Source organism: Arthrobacter sp. 2762, assembly GCF_040548745.1.
In the GTDB taxonomy this organism is placed as follows: Bacteria; Actinomycetota; Actinomycetes; order Actinomycetales; family Micrococcaceae; genus Arthrobacter.
Genome location: NZ_JBEPSI010000013.1, coordinates 40,966 through 57,589 on the forward strand (window position 1 = coordinate 40,966; position 16,624 = coordinate 57,589).

General features: G+C 61.4%; 15 protein-coding genes. 8 read left to right on the top strand and 7 right to left on the bottom strand.

Annotation, left to right across the window (positions count from 1 at the left end):
• Positions 1-91: 91 nt before the first annotated feature.
• The 3 genes from mraZ to dinB form a co-directional block, all read right to left on the bottom strand.
• The gene (gene mraZ / locus ABIE18_RS20010) at positions 92-523 is read right to left on the bottom strand and encodes a division/cell wall cluster transcriptional repressor MraZ (RefSeq protein ID WP_223936683.1); all 432 of its coding nucleotides are present in this window, start codon (positions 521-523) and stop codon (positions 92-94) included.
• Between the two features lie 454 nt (positions 524-977).
• Entirely contained in the window at positions 978-1,346 is a 369-nt protein-coding gene (locus tag ABIE18_RS20015; protein WP_224167050.1) for an SCO2097 family morphological protein, read from the bottom strand.
• A gap of 236 nt (positions 1,347-1,582) precedes the next feature.
• Positions 1,583-2,845, bottom strand: a complete 1,263-nt coding sequence (dinB, locus tag ABIE18_RS20020) for a DNA polymerase IV (protein ID WP_499724291.1) — start codon at positions 2,843-2,845, stop codon at positions 1,583-1,585.
• 73 nt (positions 2,846-2,918) lie between these two features.
• On the opposite strand from dinB, the gene ABIE18_RS20025 reads away from it, so the two are divergent.
• Both ABIE18_RS20025 and ABIE18_RS20030 read left to right on the top strand, forming a co-directional pair.
• On the top strand, positions 2,919-3,488 hold the full coding sequence (locus ABIE18_RS20025; RefSeq protein ID WP_499724292.1) for a hypothetical protein: 570 nt from the start codon (positions 2,919-2,921) through the stop codon (positions 3,486-3,488).
• Entirely contained in the window at positions 3,485-4,579 is a 1,095-nt protein-coding gene (locus tag ABIE18_RS20030) for a polyprenyl synthetase family protein (RefSeq protein ID WP_477516514.1), read from the top strand. The genes ABIE18_RS20025 and ABIE18_RS20030 overlap by 4 nt, the downstream gene beginning before the upstream one ends.
• Before the next feature lie 118 nt (positions 4,580-4,697).
• On the opposite strand, the gene ABIE18_RS20035 is transcribed toward ABIE18_RS20030, so the two are convergent.
• Positions 4,698-5,051, bottom strand: a complete 354-nt coding sequence (locus tag ABIE18_RS20035) for an Rv2175c family DNA-binding protein (RefSeq protein WP_216922937.1) — start codon at positions 5,049-5,051, stop codon at positions 4,698-4,700.
• Positions 5,052-5,312: 261 nt separating this feature from the next.
• Here ABIE18_RS20035 and ABIE18_RS20040 point away from each other — a divergent pair, with 261 nt between their 5' ends.
• Together ABIE18_RS20040 and pknB are read left to right on the top strand one after the other, a co-directional pair.
• A complete protein-coding gene (locus ABIE18_RS20040; RefSeq protein ID WP_499724293.1) occupies positions 5,313-6,641 on the top strand; it encodes a lytic transglycosylase in 1,329 nt (442 codons plus the stop codon).
• Positions 6,642-6,718: 77 nt separating this feature from the next.
• Complete coding sequence (pknB, locus tag ABIE18_RS20045) at positions 6,719-8,833, top strand: Stk1 family PASTA domain-containing Ser/Thr kinase (protein WP_499724294.1); 2,115 nt, start codon at positions 6,719-6,721, stop codon at positions 8,831-8,833.
• Positions 8,834-8,916: 83 nt separating this feature from the next.
• Here the strand turns inward: pknB and ABIE18_RS20050 are convergent, their stop codons facing one another.
• Together ABIE18_RS20050 and ABIE18_RS20055 are read right to left on the bottom strand one after the other, a co-directional pair.
• Positions 8,917-10,320 (bottom strand): class II 3-deoxy-7-phosphoheptulonate synthase, encoded by a 1,404-nt coding sequence (locus ABIE18_RS20050; RefSeq protein WP_224089531.1) that lies wholly within the window; start codon positions 10,318-10,320, stop codon positions 8,917-8,919.
• A gap of 66 nt (positions 10,321-10,386) precedes the next feature.
• Positions 10,387-11,178, bottom strand: a complete 792-nt coding sequence (locus ABIE18_RS20055) for a lysophospholipid acyltransferase family protein (protein WP_499724295.1) — start codon at positions 11,176-11,178, stop codon at positions 10,387-10,389.
• A gap of 109 nt (positions 11,179-11,287) precedes the next feature.
• Between ABIE18_RS20055 and ABIE18_RS20060 the strand changes: the two genes are divergently transcribed.
• The 3 genes from ABIE18_RS20060 to ABIE18_RS20070 are packed head-to-tail and all read left to right on the top strand — an operon-like array spanning position 11,288 to position 13,441.
• A complete protein-coding gene (locus ABIE18_RS20060; RefSeq protein ID WP_499724296.1) occupies positions 11,288-12,076 on the top strand; it encodes an alpha/beta hydrolase in 789 nt (262 codons plus the stop codon).
• Positions 12,073-12,876 carry an alpha/beta hydrolase gene (locus tag ABIE18_RS20065; protein ID WP_499724297.1) on the top strand — a complete coding sequence of 268 codons (804 nt, stop codon included), beginning with the start codon at positions 12,073-12,075 and terminating at the stop codon, positions 12,874-12,876. The genes ABIE18_RS20060 and ABIE18_RS20065 overlap by 4 nt, the downstream gene beginning before the upstream one ends.
• A complete protein-coding gene (locus tag ABIE18_RS20070) occupies positions 12,863-13,441 on the top strand; it encodes a hypothetical protein (RefSeq protein WP_499724298.1) in 579 nt (192 codons plus the stop codon). Before ABIE18_RS20065 ends, ABIE18_RS20070 begins: the two co-directional genes overlap by 14 nt.
• 64 nt (positions 13,442-13,505) lie before the next feature.
• Here the strand turns inward: ABIE18_RS20070 and ABIE18_RS20075 are convergent, their stop codons facing one another.
• Entirely contained in the window at positions 13,506-14,564 is a 1,059-nt protein-coding gene (locus ABIE18_RS20075; RefSeq protein WP_499724299.1) for an ROK family protein, read from the bottom strand.
• Positions 14,565-14,752: 188 nt separating this feature from the next.
• On the opposite strand from ABIE18_RS20075, the gene ABIE18_RS20080 reads away from it, so the two are divergent.
• A complete protein-coding gene (locus ABIE18_RS20080) occupies positions 14,753-16,564 on the top strand; it encodes an AMP-dependent synthetase/ligase (RefSeq protein ID WP_499724300.1) in 1,812 nt (603 codons plus the stop codon).
• Positions 16,565-16,624: the final 60 nt, after the last annotated feature.

The following is a 16,624-nucleotide window of genomic DNA, read 5'->3' on the forward strand; positions in this document are numbered from 1 at the left end:
GCCTGGCTCAGGGGAAGTTGAGCCAGGAAGACAGTTCGATGGGCGGCTGGAGATCCCATCCAAGGACAGGGGCCAAGGCCCCATCCGCCGGTTAGATGAACCCGGGCAGATTGTCATCGTCGGTTTCCGAGAAGGCTGCTTCCTTCTCGGCGAGGTATTCATTCCAAGCCTCGGCATCCCAGATCTCCGCGCGGGTACCGGCACCGATAACTGCCAATTCCCGGCCAAGCCCTGCATAGGCCCGGAGCGCTGGCGGAATCGTCACGCGCCCCTGCTTGTCAGGTACCTCGTCAGAGGCCCCAGACAGGAAAACCCGAATGTAGTCACGAGCCTGCTTGGAGGACAGTGGTGCCTCCCGCATCGATTCGTGAATGCGCTCGAATTCCTTCTGGCTGAAGACGTAAATGCAACGTTCCTGACCCCTTGTGAGAACCAGGCCCTCGGCAAGTTCCTCACGGAACTTCGCGGGAAGTATGATCCGGCCCTTTTCGTCAAGGCGTGGGGAATGGGTGCCAAGAAACACCGGCCCACCGCCCCTCAGTCAAGGTGCCCGTTCATACCCAACTCTGCCAATACCCTCTTATGCGCTCCACTTTACTCCACAAAGCCCCACAGTCAACGCACCCCGGCGCGTTTCTCCACCACTTGAGTTTCCGAAGGCGCGTAAATGCGCGGATCCAAGGGCATGGTGGGAAGTGGAGGACAAAGGAAGGCCTGGGGCATGCCTCCATGGGCCAGGGTCGAATCAGGCACAGGCGTGGTCGCACTGCGGATCCACAGTGGGCTATCAACGCCGAAGGGGTGGAAAGTGGAGGACGGTGCAGGAAGGAGGACTGGGGGGCGTTAAACGCAAAAAGACCCATCAAGGGTCCTTTGTGTCCCCTGCAACTCAGGGGCATGCACCATTTATCGGCGCAGGTATTAAGGAATCGTCGCTTGGAAAAGATCCAGCTCCAGGCTAATGCTGGCGCTCACCCTCAGTTGTCGTCGCGGCGGCGCTCGTCCCAGCGCTCCTCAAGGTTGCTCATGAACGAACTCTTGGACTTTGACTTTCCGGCTTTCCCTTTCCGGGCCTTGCCGAACGCCGCGCCCCTAAGAGTCGCAAAATAGACACCTGCGCCCATCACCACGAAGCCGAGGACACCAACGAAAATCTGTTGGAGTGACACGCCGACCAGCAGCAAAAGGATGCCTGCGATGGCACCAAGGACACCAATTATCACGTGCCGGGTTGACCAGCTGCGGATGGGATCCGAACCCATGGTGTTGGCAAACTTCGGATCGTCCTCATGAAGCTGCTTCTCAAGTTGCTCAAGCAGCTTCTGTTCATGCTCCGAGAGGGGCATCGCGACCTCCTTTAGTCAGCCAGCGTCTGGACGAATCGCGGCCTGTGCGTCTGTTTCCAAAACGATCGGGCAACGAAAAGCGTTCCCAAACATTTCCGCTTTGTTAGCGGACATCCTGGGACCGACTGCTCAGGAAACAGCTGTCCAGACGATCTAAATATCTGTACTAATTAGGATAGTTTGTCAGGCGCTGTTCTGAAAGACGCGCGGACGGCACCTGCGCGGCATCGCAGCAGTCATTCGGCGTCAGGAGTCTTGCGCGGATCCAGGAGCTTGGCCGGGAGCAACGTTTTGGAGCCGAAGCGTTCCGCAACTCGGTCAAGGGCCTGCTCCGCGGCCCGCCAGTTGTCATCCCGTCGATCAAGGCTGAGCTGCATGGACGCTTGGCCGGCCGGTTCCAGCTGCTCCGCACGGACACCCACAAGACGAACGCTCATGGATCGTGCCCCCAAGGATTCCAGCAGTTGCACGGCAACCTGGTAAATAAGCTGGGCACTGTCAACGGGAGTATGTACCGTCCGGCTGCGGGTCACAGTGGAAAAATCGGCGTATCGGAGTTTCAAAGCGACGGTTCGGGCCAGCATCCCGGAACTGCGCAGCCGAGCTGCCGTGCGATGGGACAACCTGAGGAGCTCCCTGTGCAGCAGGGCGTCGTCTGCCGAATCTGTGGCGAAAGTCTCCTCCGCCCCGATGCTCTTTTCCAGCCTCGTAGGAGTGACCGGCCTGGGATCTATTCCCATGGACAGCCTGTGCACATGCTCTCCGCTGGAGCCAAGGACCTTTTTAAGCGATGCCACCGGCGTAGCCGCTACGTCGGCCACTGTCCGGATGCCGAGGCGTGCCAGCACCTCGCCGGTCTTGCCGCCGACTCCCCAGAGGGCACTGACCGGCAAGGTGTGAAGGTACGGGATGGTGTCCTCGGCGTCGATCTGGAGGATGCCGTCCGGCTTGCAACGGGTGGATGCGATCTTGGCCACAAACTTGGTTCCGGCAATCCCCACTGAAGCGGTGATACCAAGCTCAGACCGAACACGACGGCGGATGAGGTGTCCGATGTCCAAAGGAGATCCGAGACGGCGGATTGCACCGCCGACGTCCAGGAAAGCCTCGTCAACGCTCAGCGGCTCCACGAGGTCCGTGATGGAGGCGAAGATCTCCATGAGCTGCGCCGAAACCTCGTAGTAGAGCTTGTGGCGCGGCTGGATGATGACAGCTCCCGGGCACATCCGCATGGCAATAGCCATGGGCATCGCTGACTTCACGCCTGTGGCCCGGGCTTCGTAAGACGCCGACAAGACGACGGAACGTTCAGCAGGGAAGCCGACGATCACTGGCTTTCCACGCAAGTCCGGCCGGCTGCGCAGTTCCACGGAAACGAAAAAGGCATCCATGTCCACGTGAAGGATGCTGGTTCGCCGCTGTTCCCGCAGTGCATCTTGAGCGCTGCGGGCTGGTTCGCTGCCCGCGCTTTGAGCGCTACCGAATGCTTCCTGCCTCACAACGGCAATACTATGCCCGGCCACTGACTAAACTGGAGGCACTGTCCCCGTCAGCCCAAGGAAGGATACCCCTGTGAAGCTCTTTGGAACTCCTCAATCGCGAGGGTTTGCCCTGCTCGCAGCGAGTGTCGCCCTGGCGGTTTCCGCCTGTACTCCGTCCACCAGCAGCCCGGCCGCCCCATCCGCATCGGGGAACTCCTCTGATTCCTCCACGGCTGCGCCCTCTTCCCCAGCTTCCGCCTCATCCTCGTCACAGGCCCCTGACACGTCCGGATCAGCCGGACCTGCGCCCGGAGCGACGGCCACAGTGGGCGCCTTGGTCCCGGGCTTTCCGGAACAGCTCATCCCGGTGATGCCCAAGACGTCCGTGCGCTCCAGTAGCTTTGACAAGAACGTATCTCCTGCCACCGTTGCCCTTGTAGGAACGGTCAAAGCTCCGCCGGAAAGCGTGGTGGATTACTACAAGACCTCGCTTGAAGCGCAAGGATTCAAGGTTGTTCCGGGCCCCGAAGCCGTAGGCAACGTCACGTCGATCGACTTCATCCGTGGTGACGGTGAAACGGTCAACGTGTCGGTGAGGCAAAAAGAAGGCGTTTCCACGTTCACCATCGGCGCCAACGTGGCGGCCGGGTCCGTCAAGTGACGCCGGTTTCCCAACTCCACACGGAGCAACTCGAGTTTATTGCCGGCGTAGCCGGGAAGCTGAATGAGTTCCTGGCGGTCCAGCAGGACATGATGGCTACGATTTCCCCGGACGTCGCGCCCCTCATGGGGTCAATATCGAACCTCGTCACAGGCGGAAAACGGCTTCGTGCGCTGATGTGCTACTGGGGCTGGCGGGGTGCGGGCGGTCCCGCCGGTGACGCGGACATCCTGACGGCCGGCTGCGCTTTGGAACTTTTCCAAGCCGCGGCCCTTATCCATGACGACATCATCGACCGTTCGGATACGCGTCGCGGAGGTCCCAGTGTGCACCGTCGCTTCAGCCAACTCCATGAGGCCAATGGATGGGCGCTGGACAATGAACGGTTCGGCCATGCGGCGGCGATCCTGACCGGCGATTTGTGCCTTTCCTTCAGCGAGGAATCCTTCACGGAAATAGGCCCCAGGGCAGCAGCAGGAAGCGAAGCACGCCGTATTTTCAACCTCATGCGGGCCGAGGTAATGGCCGGGCAATACCTGGACATTCTCGAGGAAGTAGCCGGTCCTGTACGCGATCGCGCGGGTTCCGTGGAGCGCGCCACCTCGATTATTCGCTATAAATCCGCAAAATACTCCACCGAGCACCCTTTGGCCCTGGGTGGAGCGTTGGCAGGCGCATCGAAGGAGCTGCTGAAGGCATATTCCGCATTTTCCTTGCCCTTGGGCGAGGCGTTCCAATTGCGCGATGATGTCCTGGGCGTTTTCGGCGATCCGGAGACGACAGGAAAACCTGCAGGCGATGACCTCCGCGAGGGCAAACGGACAGTGCTCGTTGGATTTGCCATTAACCTGGCTCCCACGGATCAAGCCACGTACTTGGACGAAATGCTGGGGAAACCGAATCTGGGTGAGGACGAAGTTTCCACAATCCGCAACATAATGGTCCACTGCGGAGCGCTTGACGCCACGGAGTCGCTGATTGCTGAGCTAAGTGACAAAGCCTTCGCTGCCCTGGAACAGCTGCCGCTGGAAGAATTACCGCTCACAGCATTGCGCCAACTGGCTGAGGCAGCTGTCAGCCGGGCCGCTTGACGGGTTTTTCCAGGCGTTGAGACGACGACGGCGGTCAAGAACCGCCGTCGTCCGCTGTTTAACTGCTTATGACGGAATCTGAACTGCCGGCAAACCGGCTACCAGGCGAGAGACTGCGTTACCAGGCGAGAGATTGGGCGCGACGCCGAATCTCCGTCTTGCGTCCTTCGCGCAACGCATCCACCGGCCGTCCCCGCAATGAATCGTCAGGGGTAAACAACCACACGATGAGTTCTTCGTCGTTATAACCAGCATCGCTAAGAACCGCAATGGTTCCCTTCAAGCTGTCCACGACGTGTCCATCCTGAATAAACAGCGCCGGAATCGAGCGGATATTCCGCTCTCCCCGTCTGATGGCCACCAGTGCACGCTCATCCAACAGTCCGTGGACTTTGGTGATGGAAACTCCCAACAGCTCGGCGACATCCGGCAGCGGCAACCAGTCGGAAACAAGGCTTTCTACATTACTCACGGAACAAGGTTGCCACGCCGGGCTGCCAGTCGCCTAGCCGGAGCACGACGGCGGTCCCTCCGTGCGGGAGAAAGCCGCCTTTTCAGGGGGATGAATTCGGCGAAGAGATTTCCAGGGTGCAGGAATTGTTGTGCCGAATGAATAAGTGTGAGAGATTCACACTGATCACACTTGCAACATTGATAACATCAGTAACATTGGCAACACTGGTAACAGCGGCAACACAAAACTATTCCCGCTGCTGAGATGAGGACACACTCCATGACGACGCCCCGCTCGCCGAAACGAACCATGAGCATGCCGGTAATTGCGGCAACCACGGCTGCGCTTCCCGCCGTGGTTTTGTCCTCGCTTGCCTTGGCCCAGCCAGCCACGGCTGCACCGGCACCCCAGCCGCGCAAGATTCCCGCTACGCTCGCTGCAGCCATGAAGGCCCAGGCCACCAAAGTGGGCAATGTGATTCCCGCCCAAGCGGTTGCGGCAACGCTTCCTGCCGCCCTGCGGCCCATGGCTCCCTCCGTACCGGACACGTACAAGATCGTCCGCGGAGACACCATCAGTGCCATTGCACGCCGCTTCAACCTGGACACGTCCGCCGTCCTGCAGTTGAACAAGCTCACGGCAACAACGCTGATTTACCCTGGCCAGACCATCAAACTCACTGGCACTGCCCCGGCCGCCCCTGACCAGGCGCCCGCGCCGGCGCCGGGCGCACCTTCAAATGCCACCACCTACACGGTGGTTTCGGGCGATACGCTGGGCGCGATCGCCGCCCGGCACGGTGTCCCGCTGTCCAGCATCTTCAGCTGGAACAATCTCAGTGGCAGCTCCATCATCTACCCTGGCCAGAAGATCAAGGTCAGTGGCGGCTCCTCGCCCTCGGCTCCCCCTGCGCCGGCACCCGCTCCGGCACCTGTGGCCAGCACAGGCTCTTACACCATCAAAGCGGGCGACACCCTGAGCTCCATTGCATCGCGTCACAACGTGTCGTTGTCAGCGCTGATGAGCGTCAATACAGTCTCGGCAACAACCGTCATTTACCCCGGACAGAAGCTCACCATCCCCGGCACTACGTCACTGCAGCCCGCCGGGGAAACCAAGCCCCTGGTGCCGAGCTCGTTCCTCGGCTTTACGTACCCGCCCGCTGTTGTCAGCTCCGCCAACGAGAACAAGGCGCTGCTGAACGCTTCGCCTGTCCCGAGCCGGGATGAAATGAAAACGATCGTGGCTGATACCGCCCGGCGCATGGGAGTCAGCCCCTCATTGGCACTGGCCTTCGCCGAACAGGAATCCGGCTTCGACCAGCGCGCGGTCTCCCCCGCCAACGCCATTGGAACCATGCAGGTCATTCCGTCCTCCGGCCAATGGGCATCTGACTTGGTGGGCCGCAAGCTCAACCTCCTGGATCCATATGACAATGCGACGGCCGGCGTCGCCATCATCAGGGCACTCATCGCTACCAGCAAAGACCTCGACAACGCCATCGCCGGTTACTACCAAGGGCAGTACTCGGTCAGCAAGTACGGCATGTATGACGACACCAAGCGCTACGTCGAATCGATCAAGGCCCGGCAACGTACTTTCGGCTAGGCCGTTCCCAAGCACCTTCGGACGAGGCCTGGATCCATTGCGGATTCGGGCCTCTTCCCTGCCTCGTTTAGGATCATATGGTGCAGGAACCAACGCAGGACCACCTCATCGGGACCACGGTGGACGGGCGCTACCACGTCCGGTCACGCCTTGCCAGGGGTGGAATGTCCACCGTTTACCTGGCCACGGACCAGCGCCTGGAGCGCGACGTGGCCCTCAAAGTCCTGCACCCGCACCTGGCCAATGACGAGACGTTCCTGGAGCGGCTCAGCCGCGAGGCCAAGGCCGCCGCGAGCCTGTCCCATCCCCACGTTGTCAGCGTGCTGGACCAGGGCGAAGACGGGCATATCGCTTATCTGGTGATGGAGTATGTCAAAGGCCATACGCTCCGCGACGTCATCAACCAGCAGGGTGCACTTCCACCGCGCCTTGCCCTCGCCCTGATCGATCCGGTCATCGAAGGTCTGGCGGCAGCCCACGGATCAGGACTCATCCATCGGGACATCAAGCCCGAGAACGTGCTGATAGCCGAAGACGGCCGGATCAAGGTAGGCGACTTCGGATTAGCCAGGGCTGTCACGGCCACCACAAGTACTGGCGCCTTGATCGGCACGGTGGCGTACCTCGCTCCCGAATTGGTGCTCGGGAAACCCGCCGATGCCCGCAGCGACGTCTACTCAGCGGGCATCATGCTCTACGAAATGCTCACAGGCAAGCAGCCATACGCTGGTGAATCCCCGATTCAAGTTGCTTACCAACACGTCAACGCCGTGGTTGGCCGCCCCTCCGAGGCTGCTCCCGGTCTTGCCGAAGACCTGGACGAACTGGTGCAGTGGTGTACTGCTGTGGACGCCGAAAACCGGCCTGTGGACGGCTCCGCTTTGCTATCCGAACTGCGCCACATCCGGACCACACTGAGCGACGAACAACTGGACCACAGGCAGCCGTCCTCCCGGCCCCTCTCCCCTGGCGCTGCTGCTGGGTCAGCGGGTTCCATCGGGGCAGCCGCTTCCGGGGGTCCCGCTTCCGGCGCCGCCCGACAGAGGGCCACCCCGCAGGAGAATCCCACCGAGGCCCTTGCCACTACAGCGTCACCCACCGAATTCATCCCACACCAGAGCAACCCGACAACCGTGATGGCAGCGTCTGCGCGGCAACCACGCAACGCCGGCCTGGCCCTCCCCGGTGTGGACGACGACCTGCGCCGGCCCGGCAAACGGGAGCAGAAAAAACTGGAGCGGCAACAGGCTAAAGACCAAGCCCGGGCTGCTGCCACCCCGGTGCGCCCCTTGCGTGAAGGAAATCCGCGGCGACGCGCTGTTATTTGGACAGTCGTGATCGTGATCCTGGCGCTGCTGGCAGGTTCTGCCGGATGGTTCTTCGGAATGGGGCCTGGATCTCCAGGCACCGTTCCCGATGTCAAGAACAAGACAGTGGCCGAGGCCCAACAACTCCTGCGAACAGCAGGATTCCAGTCCGAGCCAAAGGACGTGTTCGACGACGACGTCCAGGCCGGTCTCGCCGTCGGGACTGAACCCAGCTCGGGGGAAGTGGTACGGAAATTTCAACCCATCGCACTTTTCGTTTCGAAAGGCGCACAGCTCTTTGCACTGCCCTCGCTGACAGGCGGAACCCTGGATCAAGCAAAGACTGCCCTGAACGCCGCCCAAATGACCCTCGGCAATGTTACGGAGGCTTTCGACGAAAAGATCCCCGCGGGCATTGTCATCTCCCAGGACCCTGCTCCGGGCAAAGAAGTCCGCCACGGCACGCCGGTATCCTTCGTTGTTTCCAAGGGACCCCAGCCCATCCCCGTTCCCGATGTTCGGGGTTTGCCTCAGGACGCTGCCGTGAAAGCAATTCAAGATGCCGGGTTGAAGGCCGTTGTCGCTCCGGAGACAGTCAACGACAAATCCGTGCCCAAGGGCGCCGTTGTGGCACAGTCCCCCGGCAACGGCACGCTCGTCCGCGGCGAAACGGTGACCCTGACGCTGTCCAAGGGACCCAAGCTGGTGAGGGTGCCGAGCTTCATTGGGAAGCAGGCGGATGATGCCGAGAAGGAACTGAAAAAGCTCGGTTTCAAAGTAGAGATCAACAAGATTTTGGGTGGCTTCTTCGGCACAGTCCGCGATCAGAACCCCGTGAACGCCGAAGTACCTGAGGAGTCAGTGGTGACATTGACCGTCGTCTAGCGAATCGGCGGGACGACCATCCGCAAGGTCAACAATAAAGGGGCGGCCCGGATTCATCCGAACCGCCCCTTTGCCCGTATCTGCTACCTCTTGGACAGGGCTCCTGCCACCAGGAATGCCATCTCAAGGGACTGCATGTGATTCAGGCGCGGATCGCAAACAGACTCGTATCGGTCCAGGAATGCGTCCTGGTCGATGGGATCTGCACCACCGAGGCACTCGGCGACGTCGTCGCCGGTCATTTCGACATGCAGACCGCCCGGAACCGTACCCAGGGAGTGGTGTACCTCGAAGAATCCACGTACTTCATCAATGACGTCGTCGAAGTTGCGGGTCTTGTACCCGTTGGGCGAGGTCACCGTGTTGCCGTGCATAGGATCTGTCACCCACAGGACCTGGGCACCGGAGGCCGTAACGCGTTCGACGACGGCAGGCAGCTTTTCGCGGATGTTCTTGGCACCCATGCGGGTAATGAATGTCAGGCGACCGGGTTCGCGATTCGGGTCCAGCTTGTCGATAAGGCGCAAGGCGTCGTCACCGCTGGTGGTGGGGCCAAGCTTGACGCCAATGGGGTTCCGTACACGGGACAGGAAGTCAACGTGGGCATGATCGAGTTCGCGGGTCCGCTCGCCGATCCAGAGGAAGTGGGCTGAAGTGTCGTACGGCAGGCCGGTGCGCGAGTCGATGCGCGTCAGTGCACGCTCGTAGTCCAGCAGCAGTGCCTCGTGGCTGGCGAAGAACTCAACCCGCTTGAGGGCCTCGAAGTCAGCTCCACACGAGTCCATGAACATGATGGCGCGATCAATGTCACGCGCAAGGGACTCGTACCGGGCATGTGCCGGGTTCTCAGTGAAGCCCTTGTTCCACTGATGGACCAGCCGAAGGTCCGCGAAGCCACCCTGGGTGAATGCCCGGATCAGGTTCAGTGTGGATGCCGAGGTATGGTACGCCTGCAGCATCCTGCCGGCGTCGTGTGCGCGGGACTCGGGTGTGAAGTCGTAGCCGTTGACGATATCTCCGCGGTACGCGGGAAGTGTCACGCCGTCGCGGGTTTCATCGTTGGACGAGCGTGGCTTGGCGAATTGGCCCGCCATGCGGCCCATCTTGATGACCGGCATCGCAGCACCGTACGTGAGCACGACGGCCATCTGGAGGATCGTCTTGACGCGTGCGCTGATCTTGTCCGCCGTGGCGGCTTCAAAGGTTTCTGCGCAGTCTCCCCCCTGCAGGAGGAAAGCCTTGCCCTGGGCGGCCGCAGCCAAGCGCTCCCGAAGAACGTCAACTTCGCCGGCAAATACCAAAGGCGGAACGACGGAAAGTTCCTTAACGGAGGCTTTGAAGACCTCAGAGTCAGACCATGTGGGCTGCTGGGAAATCGGCAGGTCCCGCCAGGCGTCGAGACCGGGGTAATTTGCAGCCCCACTCTGGGCGGTGCTGGCGAGTGGGTCTACTACGGGGGGTGCGGTGTTCGCGGTTAGCTCAGTCACCCTTCAAGAGTAGTAGCCTCCGCCAATGTTGGGGCACTGCAGGCGTAACTGTCCCTGCCGGATGCGTCACAGTCCCCCGCTGGCTGGTCCCCCGTCTTCCGTGGGTCCGTCCTTGTCATCAGCGATGTCTGAAGGAGCCTCCTCGGCTGCTTTGACTTTCCCAACAGTCCCGGGCCCTTTGCCATCCATCCGGGCCTTGACCACAGCTGCATATTCGTCCACATACTCCTGGCCGGAAAGCCGCATCAACTCGTACATGATTTCGTCAGTTACGGCCCTTTGAATGAGCCGGTCATCTTCCATGCCGTAATAGCGGCTAAAGTCCATGGGCTGCCCAAAGATCACACCGATACGGCGAATGCTGGGCAGCCTCTTGCCAATGGGCTGGACCTTCTCCGTGCCAATCATGGCCACCGGCACTACAGGGACACGGGTCTGGAGTGCGAGCCGGGCAACACCCACCTTGCCGCGGTAGAGCTTGGCGTCCGGACTGCGGGTGCCTTCGGGGTAGATTCCCAGGAGCCCGCCGGAATTCAGGACGTCCTTCCCGGCTTGCAGCGATAGCTCCGATGCGGCTCCGCCGGAACGGTCCATGGGCAGTTGGTTGGTCAACCTGAAGAACAGCGCCGTCAAGCGGCCCTTCATGCCCTTGCCGGTGAAGTACTCGGACTTGGCGAGGAAGATCACGGGCCGATCCACCATCAGGGGAAGGAAGATGGAGTCCGAAAAAGACAAATGGTTGGACGCCAGGATCGCTGGGCCGTTTTCGGGGACGTTGTCCAGCCCTTTGACCCATGGCCTGAACAGGAGTTTGAGAACAGGACCAAGAAAGATCCTCTTCATGACCCAATAGAACACGTTTGTCCTCTCACGGCCGGTTTACGGGCGTCCTTCCGGCCAAGCCGGCGGCACTCAACAGCAACCCTACTCCAGTGAGAAATGTCGGGAAGAGTGACACGATGGAGCCATGACGGAACGCAACCAACCAGCCGCGCCGCTCGCCTTCCACCATCCCGGCCACGGAGCCAATGCTTCCACCGGAGTGGCCATCTGCCACGGATTTACGGGTAGCCCGCTGAGCGTCCTGCCTTGGGCCGAGTATCTGGCCGGGCAGGGCTTTTCCGTTTCAGTGCCTTTGCTTCCCGGTCACGGCACCAGCTGGCACGATCTCGCCACCACACGCTGGCAGGATTGGTACAGGACATTTGAGCGAAGCTATCTGGACCTTGCCGCCCGGACCGAAACGTGTTTTGTGGCAGGCCTGTCCATGGGCGGTGCCGTTGCCCTCCGCGTCGCTTCACTGCACGATGTTCCGGGCCTGGTCCTGGTGAACCCGGGGTTGAGTTTCTACGATCGCCGCGTCAGGTACGTCGGAGCGCTCAAGTACGTCATGCGGACCACCTCACCCATTGAGGAAGAAAAGCCGACGGCGGCTGCCACGCAGGACGGTGACTACTCAAAGACGCCTTTGAAGTCCGTGCACGAACTCAAGAAGCTTTTTCGCCAGGCAACCCGTGCCCTCCCACAAATTCAAGCACCGGCGCTTGTCTTCAAATCTTCAGTGGACGGTGTCATCCCGCCCAGTTCCGTAGCTATGATCAGCAGGCATATGGACCCATCACGGCTCAAGGTGGTGACCCTCCCGGCGAGCGGCCACGTGGCCACGTTGGATGTGGATGCACCCACCATCTTTGAAGAATCGGCGGAGTTTTTCCGTCAGCATGCCGCGGACAGAGTAGCCTCAGAGTCATCATGAAAATGCTTCCCGATTTCTCCCCGTTCCTCAGCAACTGGACTGGCTCAGGCCCCCGGGTTGGCGTCGTCATGTCACACGGGTTTACGGGAAGCCCGCACAGCGTCCGGCCCTGGGCCGAGCACCTCGCAGCAGCGGGATATGCCGTCAGGGTTCCATTGCTCCCCGGGCACGGAACTACCTGGCAGGATATGGCCACGCGTTCATGGCGTGAATGGCACCGGGCCGTCGACGATACCTACAGGGAACTGGCAGGCGAATGCGATTTCGTGTTCGCGGCCGGACTCTCCATGGGCGGAACATTGGCCCTGCGCATTGCGGCGACACGGCCCGTGGCCGGCACTATTGTGGTCAACCCAGGCCTGGTACTTGACGACCCTCGGGCTGTCATCGTTGCGGCCCTGAAGTACGTCGTGAAGAGCACTCCGGCGATCGCAAATGATATTTTGAAGCCGGATCAGGACGAAGGGGCATATTCCCGCACCCCGGTTGCAGCGGCCCACGAGTTGAAGAAGATGTACAAGGATACTGCCGCGCTGCTGCCCCGAATTAGTTCGCCCGTCCGGGTCTTTCGCTCCACAGTGGACAATGTCATCTCCAACGCCAGCCTCGAGTTCCTCCGTGCACGGGTCCAGGCGCCTGTTGACGTCACCTACCTCAGCAACAGCCATCATGTTGCGACCATGGACAACGACGCCCCTGAAATCTTCACGGGAACTGTCGACTTCATCCAAAAGACCATGGCGGCACTGGCCGGCAACGGGTCTTCCCTCGAAAAGGACAAAGCCGATGAACAGGCCTGATCCCAACTCTGCCGATCAGAGCGCCAACAAAGATGACGACGCCGTCTGGTTGGATTTGGTGGCCCGGCTGGAAGCGACGGAATCCTCACCCCTCGGAGAGGCCTCCGAACCGGGTCGGCCGGAAAGGGACCAGGCAGGATCCTCGCCGGTCAGGAAAGACACGCCAGCCAGGGAAGACGCACCAAAGGCCTTCAGGGACTTTGATCCGCTGGGATTGTCGTCTCCGGCCACGGCGTCAGCGCCTGATGCCCGGACGCCACAAGGAGAAAAGGAACAATCAGACGGCGGGCCCCTGGGTCCCCGCGATTTCGAGGTGGACGACGACGACGGCGCCTTCGTGCCCGAGGAGCCTCCCAGCCTGGTGGGAACCGACCCGCTGACCATGCTGGCATGGATCGGCGCTGTGGGCGGCCCCCTCGCCCTGCTTTTTACGGCGATGTTTTGGCGTTCGGCACCGTTGCTGGCCATCCTTGGCATAGTGGTGGCCTTTGCAGCTTCCGTCGTCTACCTGATCATGCGGCTGCCGCACGAGAAAAACGAGGACGACGACGGCGCACGCATCTAGCTGCTCTCGCGCCTGCTGAATTGTGGGCTTTCCTGGCTGTTGGCTTTCCTGTTTGTGGTCTTTATCAGCTATGGGCACGGCCGCTGACCCGGGAAAGGTCAGCAGCGCCGATCATGCCTGCACGGGGTCCGAGAGCAGCGAGCTCAATCCTTGCCATCGGACGGAATCCACGCCCCGTCAAATTTCGGGCGAATGCCTCACGGGCCGGTCCGGCAAGGAGGTCCCCTGCGTCGCACAATCCGCCGCCGATCACGAACATACCGGGATCCAGTGCCGCCGCCAGGTTGGCCAGCCCCAAGCCCAACCATTCACCTTGGTCCGCCAACAGTTCCCTTGACGTGGAGTCCCCGGCAAGCGCCAACGCGGTAACTGCAGCGCCGGTGATGCTCTCCTCCACACCGCCCGCCCGCTCAAGGAGCGCGCGGCCCTCAGGCGAGTTGGTTCGCACCAACTGGCGGGCCTCACGGCCGAGGGCGTTGCCTGACGCGTACTGCTCCCAGCAGCCACGGTTGCCGCATTCGCAACGGTGCCCGCCTGGGAAAATGATCTGGTGGCCAAATTCGCCAGCCACACCGTAACGGCCGCGTTCAACCCGCCCGTCCATCACCATTGCACCGCCGATGCCTGTGCCCAACGTGATGCACACCAGGCGGCTCTCACCCTGGCCGGCGCCAAAGCGCCACTCCGCCCACGCGGCCGCATCGGCGTCGTTCGTTAACAGCACCGGCCGCCTCAACAGATTCTGCAGGCTTTCCCTCAGGGGCTCGTTGCGCCAGGCGAGATGCGGGCTGAACAGGACCGTACCGCCGTCGAGGTCCATCCAACCTGCCGCGCCAATACCCACGGAGGCAATCCGGTGGTCCGCGCTGAGTTCGTCAACCAGTTCCACGATGGTCTGCTCCACGGCCCGGGGGTCGGCGCCGGGCGTGGACCTGCGTGCCTCGGCAAGGATCCTGCCCTCGGCGTCAACCACACCGGCAGCTACCTTGGTGCCGCCGATATCGATGCCGATGGCCAGCCCCCGCCGGCCCAAATGGCTCCTGCGCCCAGCCCAGGGAACGTCCTTCAAGGCAGCGACTGGTGGCCGGGGCCGGGCACGGGAACTGGACCGTAAGGAAGGCATCCCAACATCCTATTCTGCCGGGCCCGGGCAGGCAGACATCGCCAAGCGCTGGACAACGCCAAGTTGCTCGAAACGGACGGTAATCCGTAAAGTTACTCGCCAGTAGGTTAAATAGGACACACCTCCGCGAGTGGACATACTAGAGTGAAAGCAGCCTCTCGCGGCCCATGGATATCAAAGGAGCTACCGTGCGTGAATTCAGTGTTCCGCCTCTTGTCAATGTTGCCCCTGAAACCAACATCACGGACCTCGTGGTCCGGGAAGCCGCCAAGCCTTCAAATCCTGCTCTGTTCGCCAAGCTGGACAGCAATGCACAATGGCAGGACATCCGTGCCACGGATTTCCTTGCCGACGTCAAGGCCTTGGCAAAGGGCCTGATCGCCAGTGGAGTGGGCGCCGGCGACCGCGTCGGCATTATGTCCCGGACCCGTTATGAATGGTCGCTGGTGGACTTTGCCATCTGGTTCGCAGGAGCCGTTTCTGTTCCGATTTATGAGACCTCTTCCCCATCGCAGGTGGCTTGGAACCTGGGCGACTCCGGTGCTGTGGCTGCATTCGGTGAAGCCGCCCACCACGAGGACATCATCCGGCAAGCTGTCGCGGCCGAAGACATTCAGTCAGTGGCCAACGTTTGGCAGCTTGAGGGTGCCGGCCTTGATGCCCTTCGCGCCGCCGGCACCAGTGTCACCGATGAGGAACTCGAGACGCGCCGCTCCGCTGCGGGCCTGACGGACCTGGCCACCATCATCTACACCTCCGGAACCACAGGCCGGCCCAAGGGTTGCGAGCTGACCCACGGAAACTTCGTGGAACTCTCCGAGAATGCCCGTGCGGCGCTGGGCGAAATCATCAACGAGTCGGCCAAGACCATCATGTTCCTTCCGCTGGCCCACGTCTTTGCGCGCTTCATCTCCGTGCTGGCCGTTGCAGGGGGCGTCAAAGTTGCCCACACTCCGGATATCAAGCATCTGCTGGCCGATCTGCAGAGCTTCCAGCCAACGTTCATCCTTGCTGTGCCGCGTGTCTTCGAGAAGGTCTACAACTCGGCACTGACCAAAGCCGAGGACAGCGGCAAGGGCGCCATCTTCCACCGCGCAGTGGACACGGCAATCGAGTACTCCAAGGCGCGCCAGGCCGGCTCCCTGGGCTTGGGGTTGAAGCTCAAGCATGCAGTGTTCGATAAACTCGTCTACGGAAAGCTCCGCGACGCCATGGGCGGACATGTGGCACACGCCGTCTCCGGTGGCGGACCCTTGGGCGAACGCCTGGGCCACTTCTTCCAAGGCATAGGTCTGCAGATCCTGGAGGGATACGGCCTGACGGAAACCACGGCGCCCATCTCCGTCAACACACCCTCGATGATCAGGATCGGCACCGTGGGCGCCCCGCTTCCGGGCAACGCCGTCAAGATTGCAGACGACGGCGAAATTCTCGCCAAAGGCGTCTGCGTCATGCGTGGCTACTATAAGCGCGAAGACCTCACCGAGGAAACCTTTGCCGACGGGTGGTTCCGCACCGGGGACATCGGTGAACTGGATAGCAATGGCTTCCTCAAGATCACCGGCCGCAAGAAGGAAATCATCGTTACGGCCGGTGGAAAGAACGTGGTTCCTGCGCTGCTGGAAGACCAGATCCGTGCAGACGCCCTGGTTTCCCAGGTCCTGGTAGTCGGCGATAACCGTCCCTTCATCGGCGCTTTGGTGACCTTGGATGAGGAGGCGTTGCCGGGATGGCTGGAACGCCACGGACTTCCATCCGGTACCTCCTTGGCTGAAGCTGCCGGGAACCCGGTAGTAAGGGCTGCCGTCCAGGACCTCATCAGCAAAGCCAACCAGTCTGTCTCCCAAGCGGAGGCGATCAAGTCCTTCCGGATAGTCCCCGCAGACTTCACGGAGGCCTCAGGCCACCTCACTCCGTCGCTGAAGGTCAAGCGCGCGCAGGTCATGAAGGACTTTGACGCCGTGATCGAAGAGATGTATTCGGCGCCCCGGGCGCAGTAGCCACGACGCCACGGCAAACGAAAAACCCCTTCCGGAAATCCCGGAAGGGGTTTTTCGTTG

Coding starts and splice junctions, on each gene's coding strand:
- ABIE18_RS20015 (WP_224167050.1), bottom strand. CDS start 1,346: ATGCCCCTCTCGGAGCATGAACAGAAGCTGCTTGAGCAACTTGAGAAG.
- ABIE18_RS20040 (WP_499724293.1), top strand. CDS start 5,313: ATGACGACGCCCCGCTCGCCGAAACGAACCATGAGCATGCCGGTAATT.
- pknB (WP_499724294.1), top strand. CDS start 6,719: ATGGTGCAGGAACCAACGCAGGACCACCTCATCGGGACCACGGTGGAC.
- ABIE18_RS20060 (WP_499724296.1), top strand. CDS start 11,288: ATGACGGAACGCAACCAACCAGCCGCGCCGCTCGCCTTCCACCATCCC.
- ABIE18_RS20065 (WP_499724297.1), top strand. CDS start 12,073: ATGAAAATGCTTCCCGATTTCTCCCCGTTCCTCAGCAACTGGACTGGC.
- ABIE18_RS20070 (WP_499724298.1), top strand. CDS start 12,863: ATGAACAGGCCTGATCCCAACTCTGCCGATCAGAGCGCCAACAAAGAT.
- ABIE18_RS20075 (WP_499724299.1), bottom strand. CDS start 14,564: ATGCCTTCCTTACGGTCCAGTTCCCGTGCCCGGCCCCGGCCACCAGTC.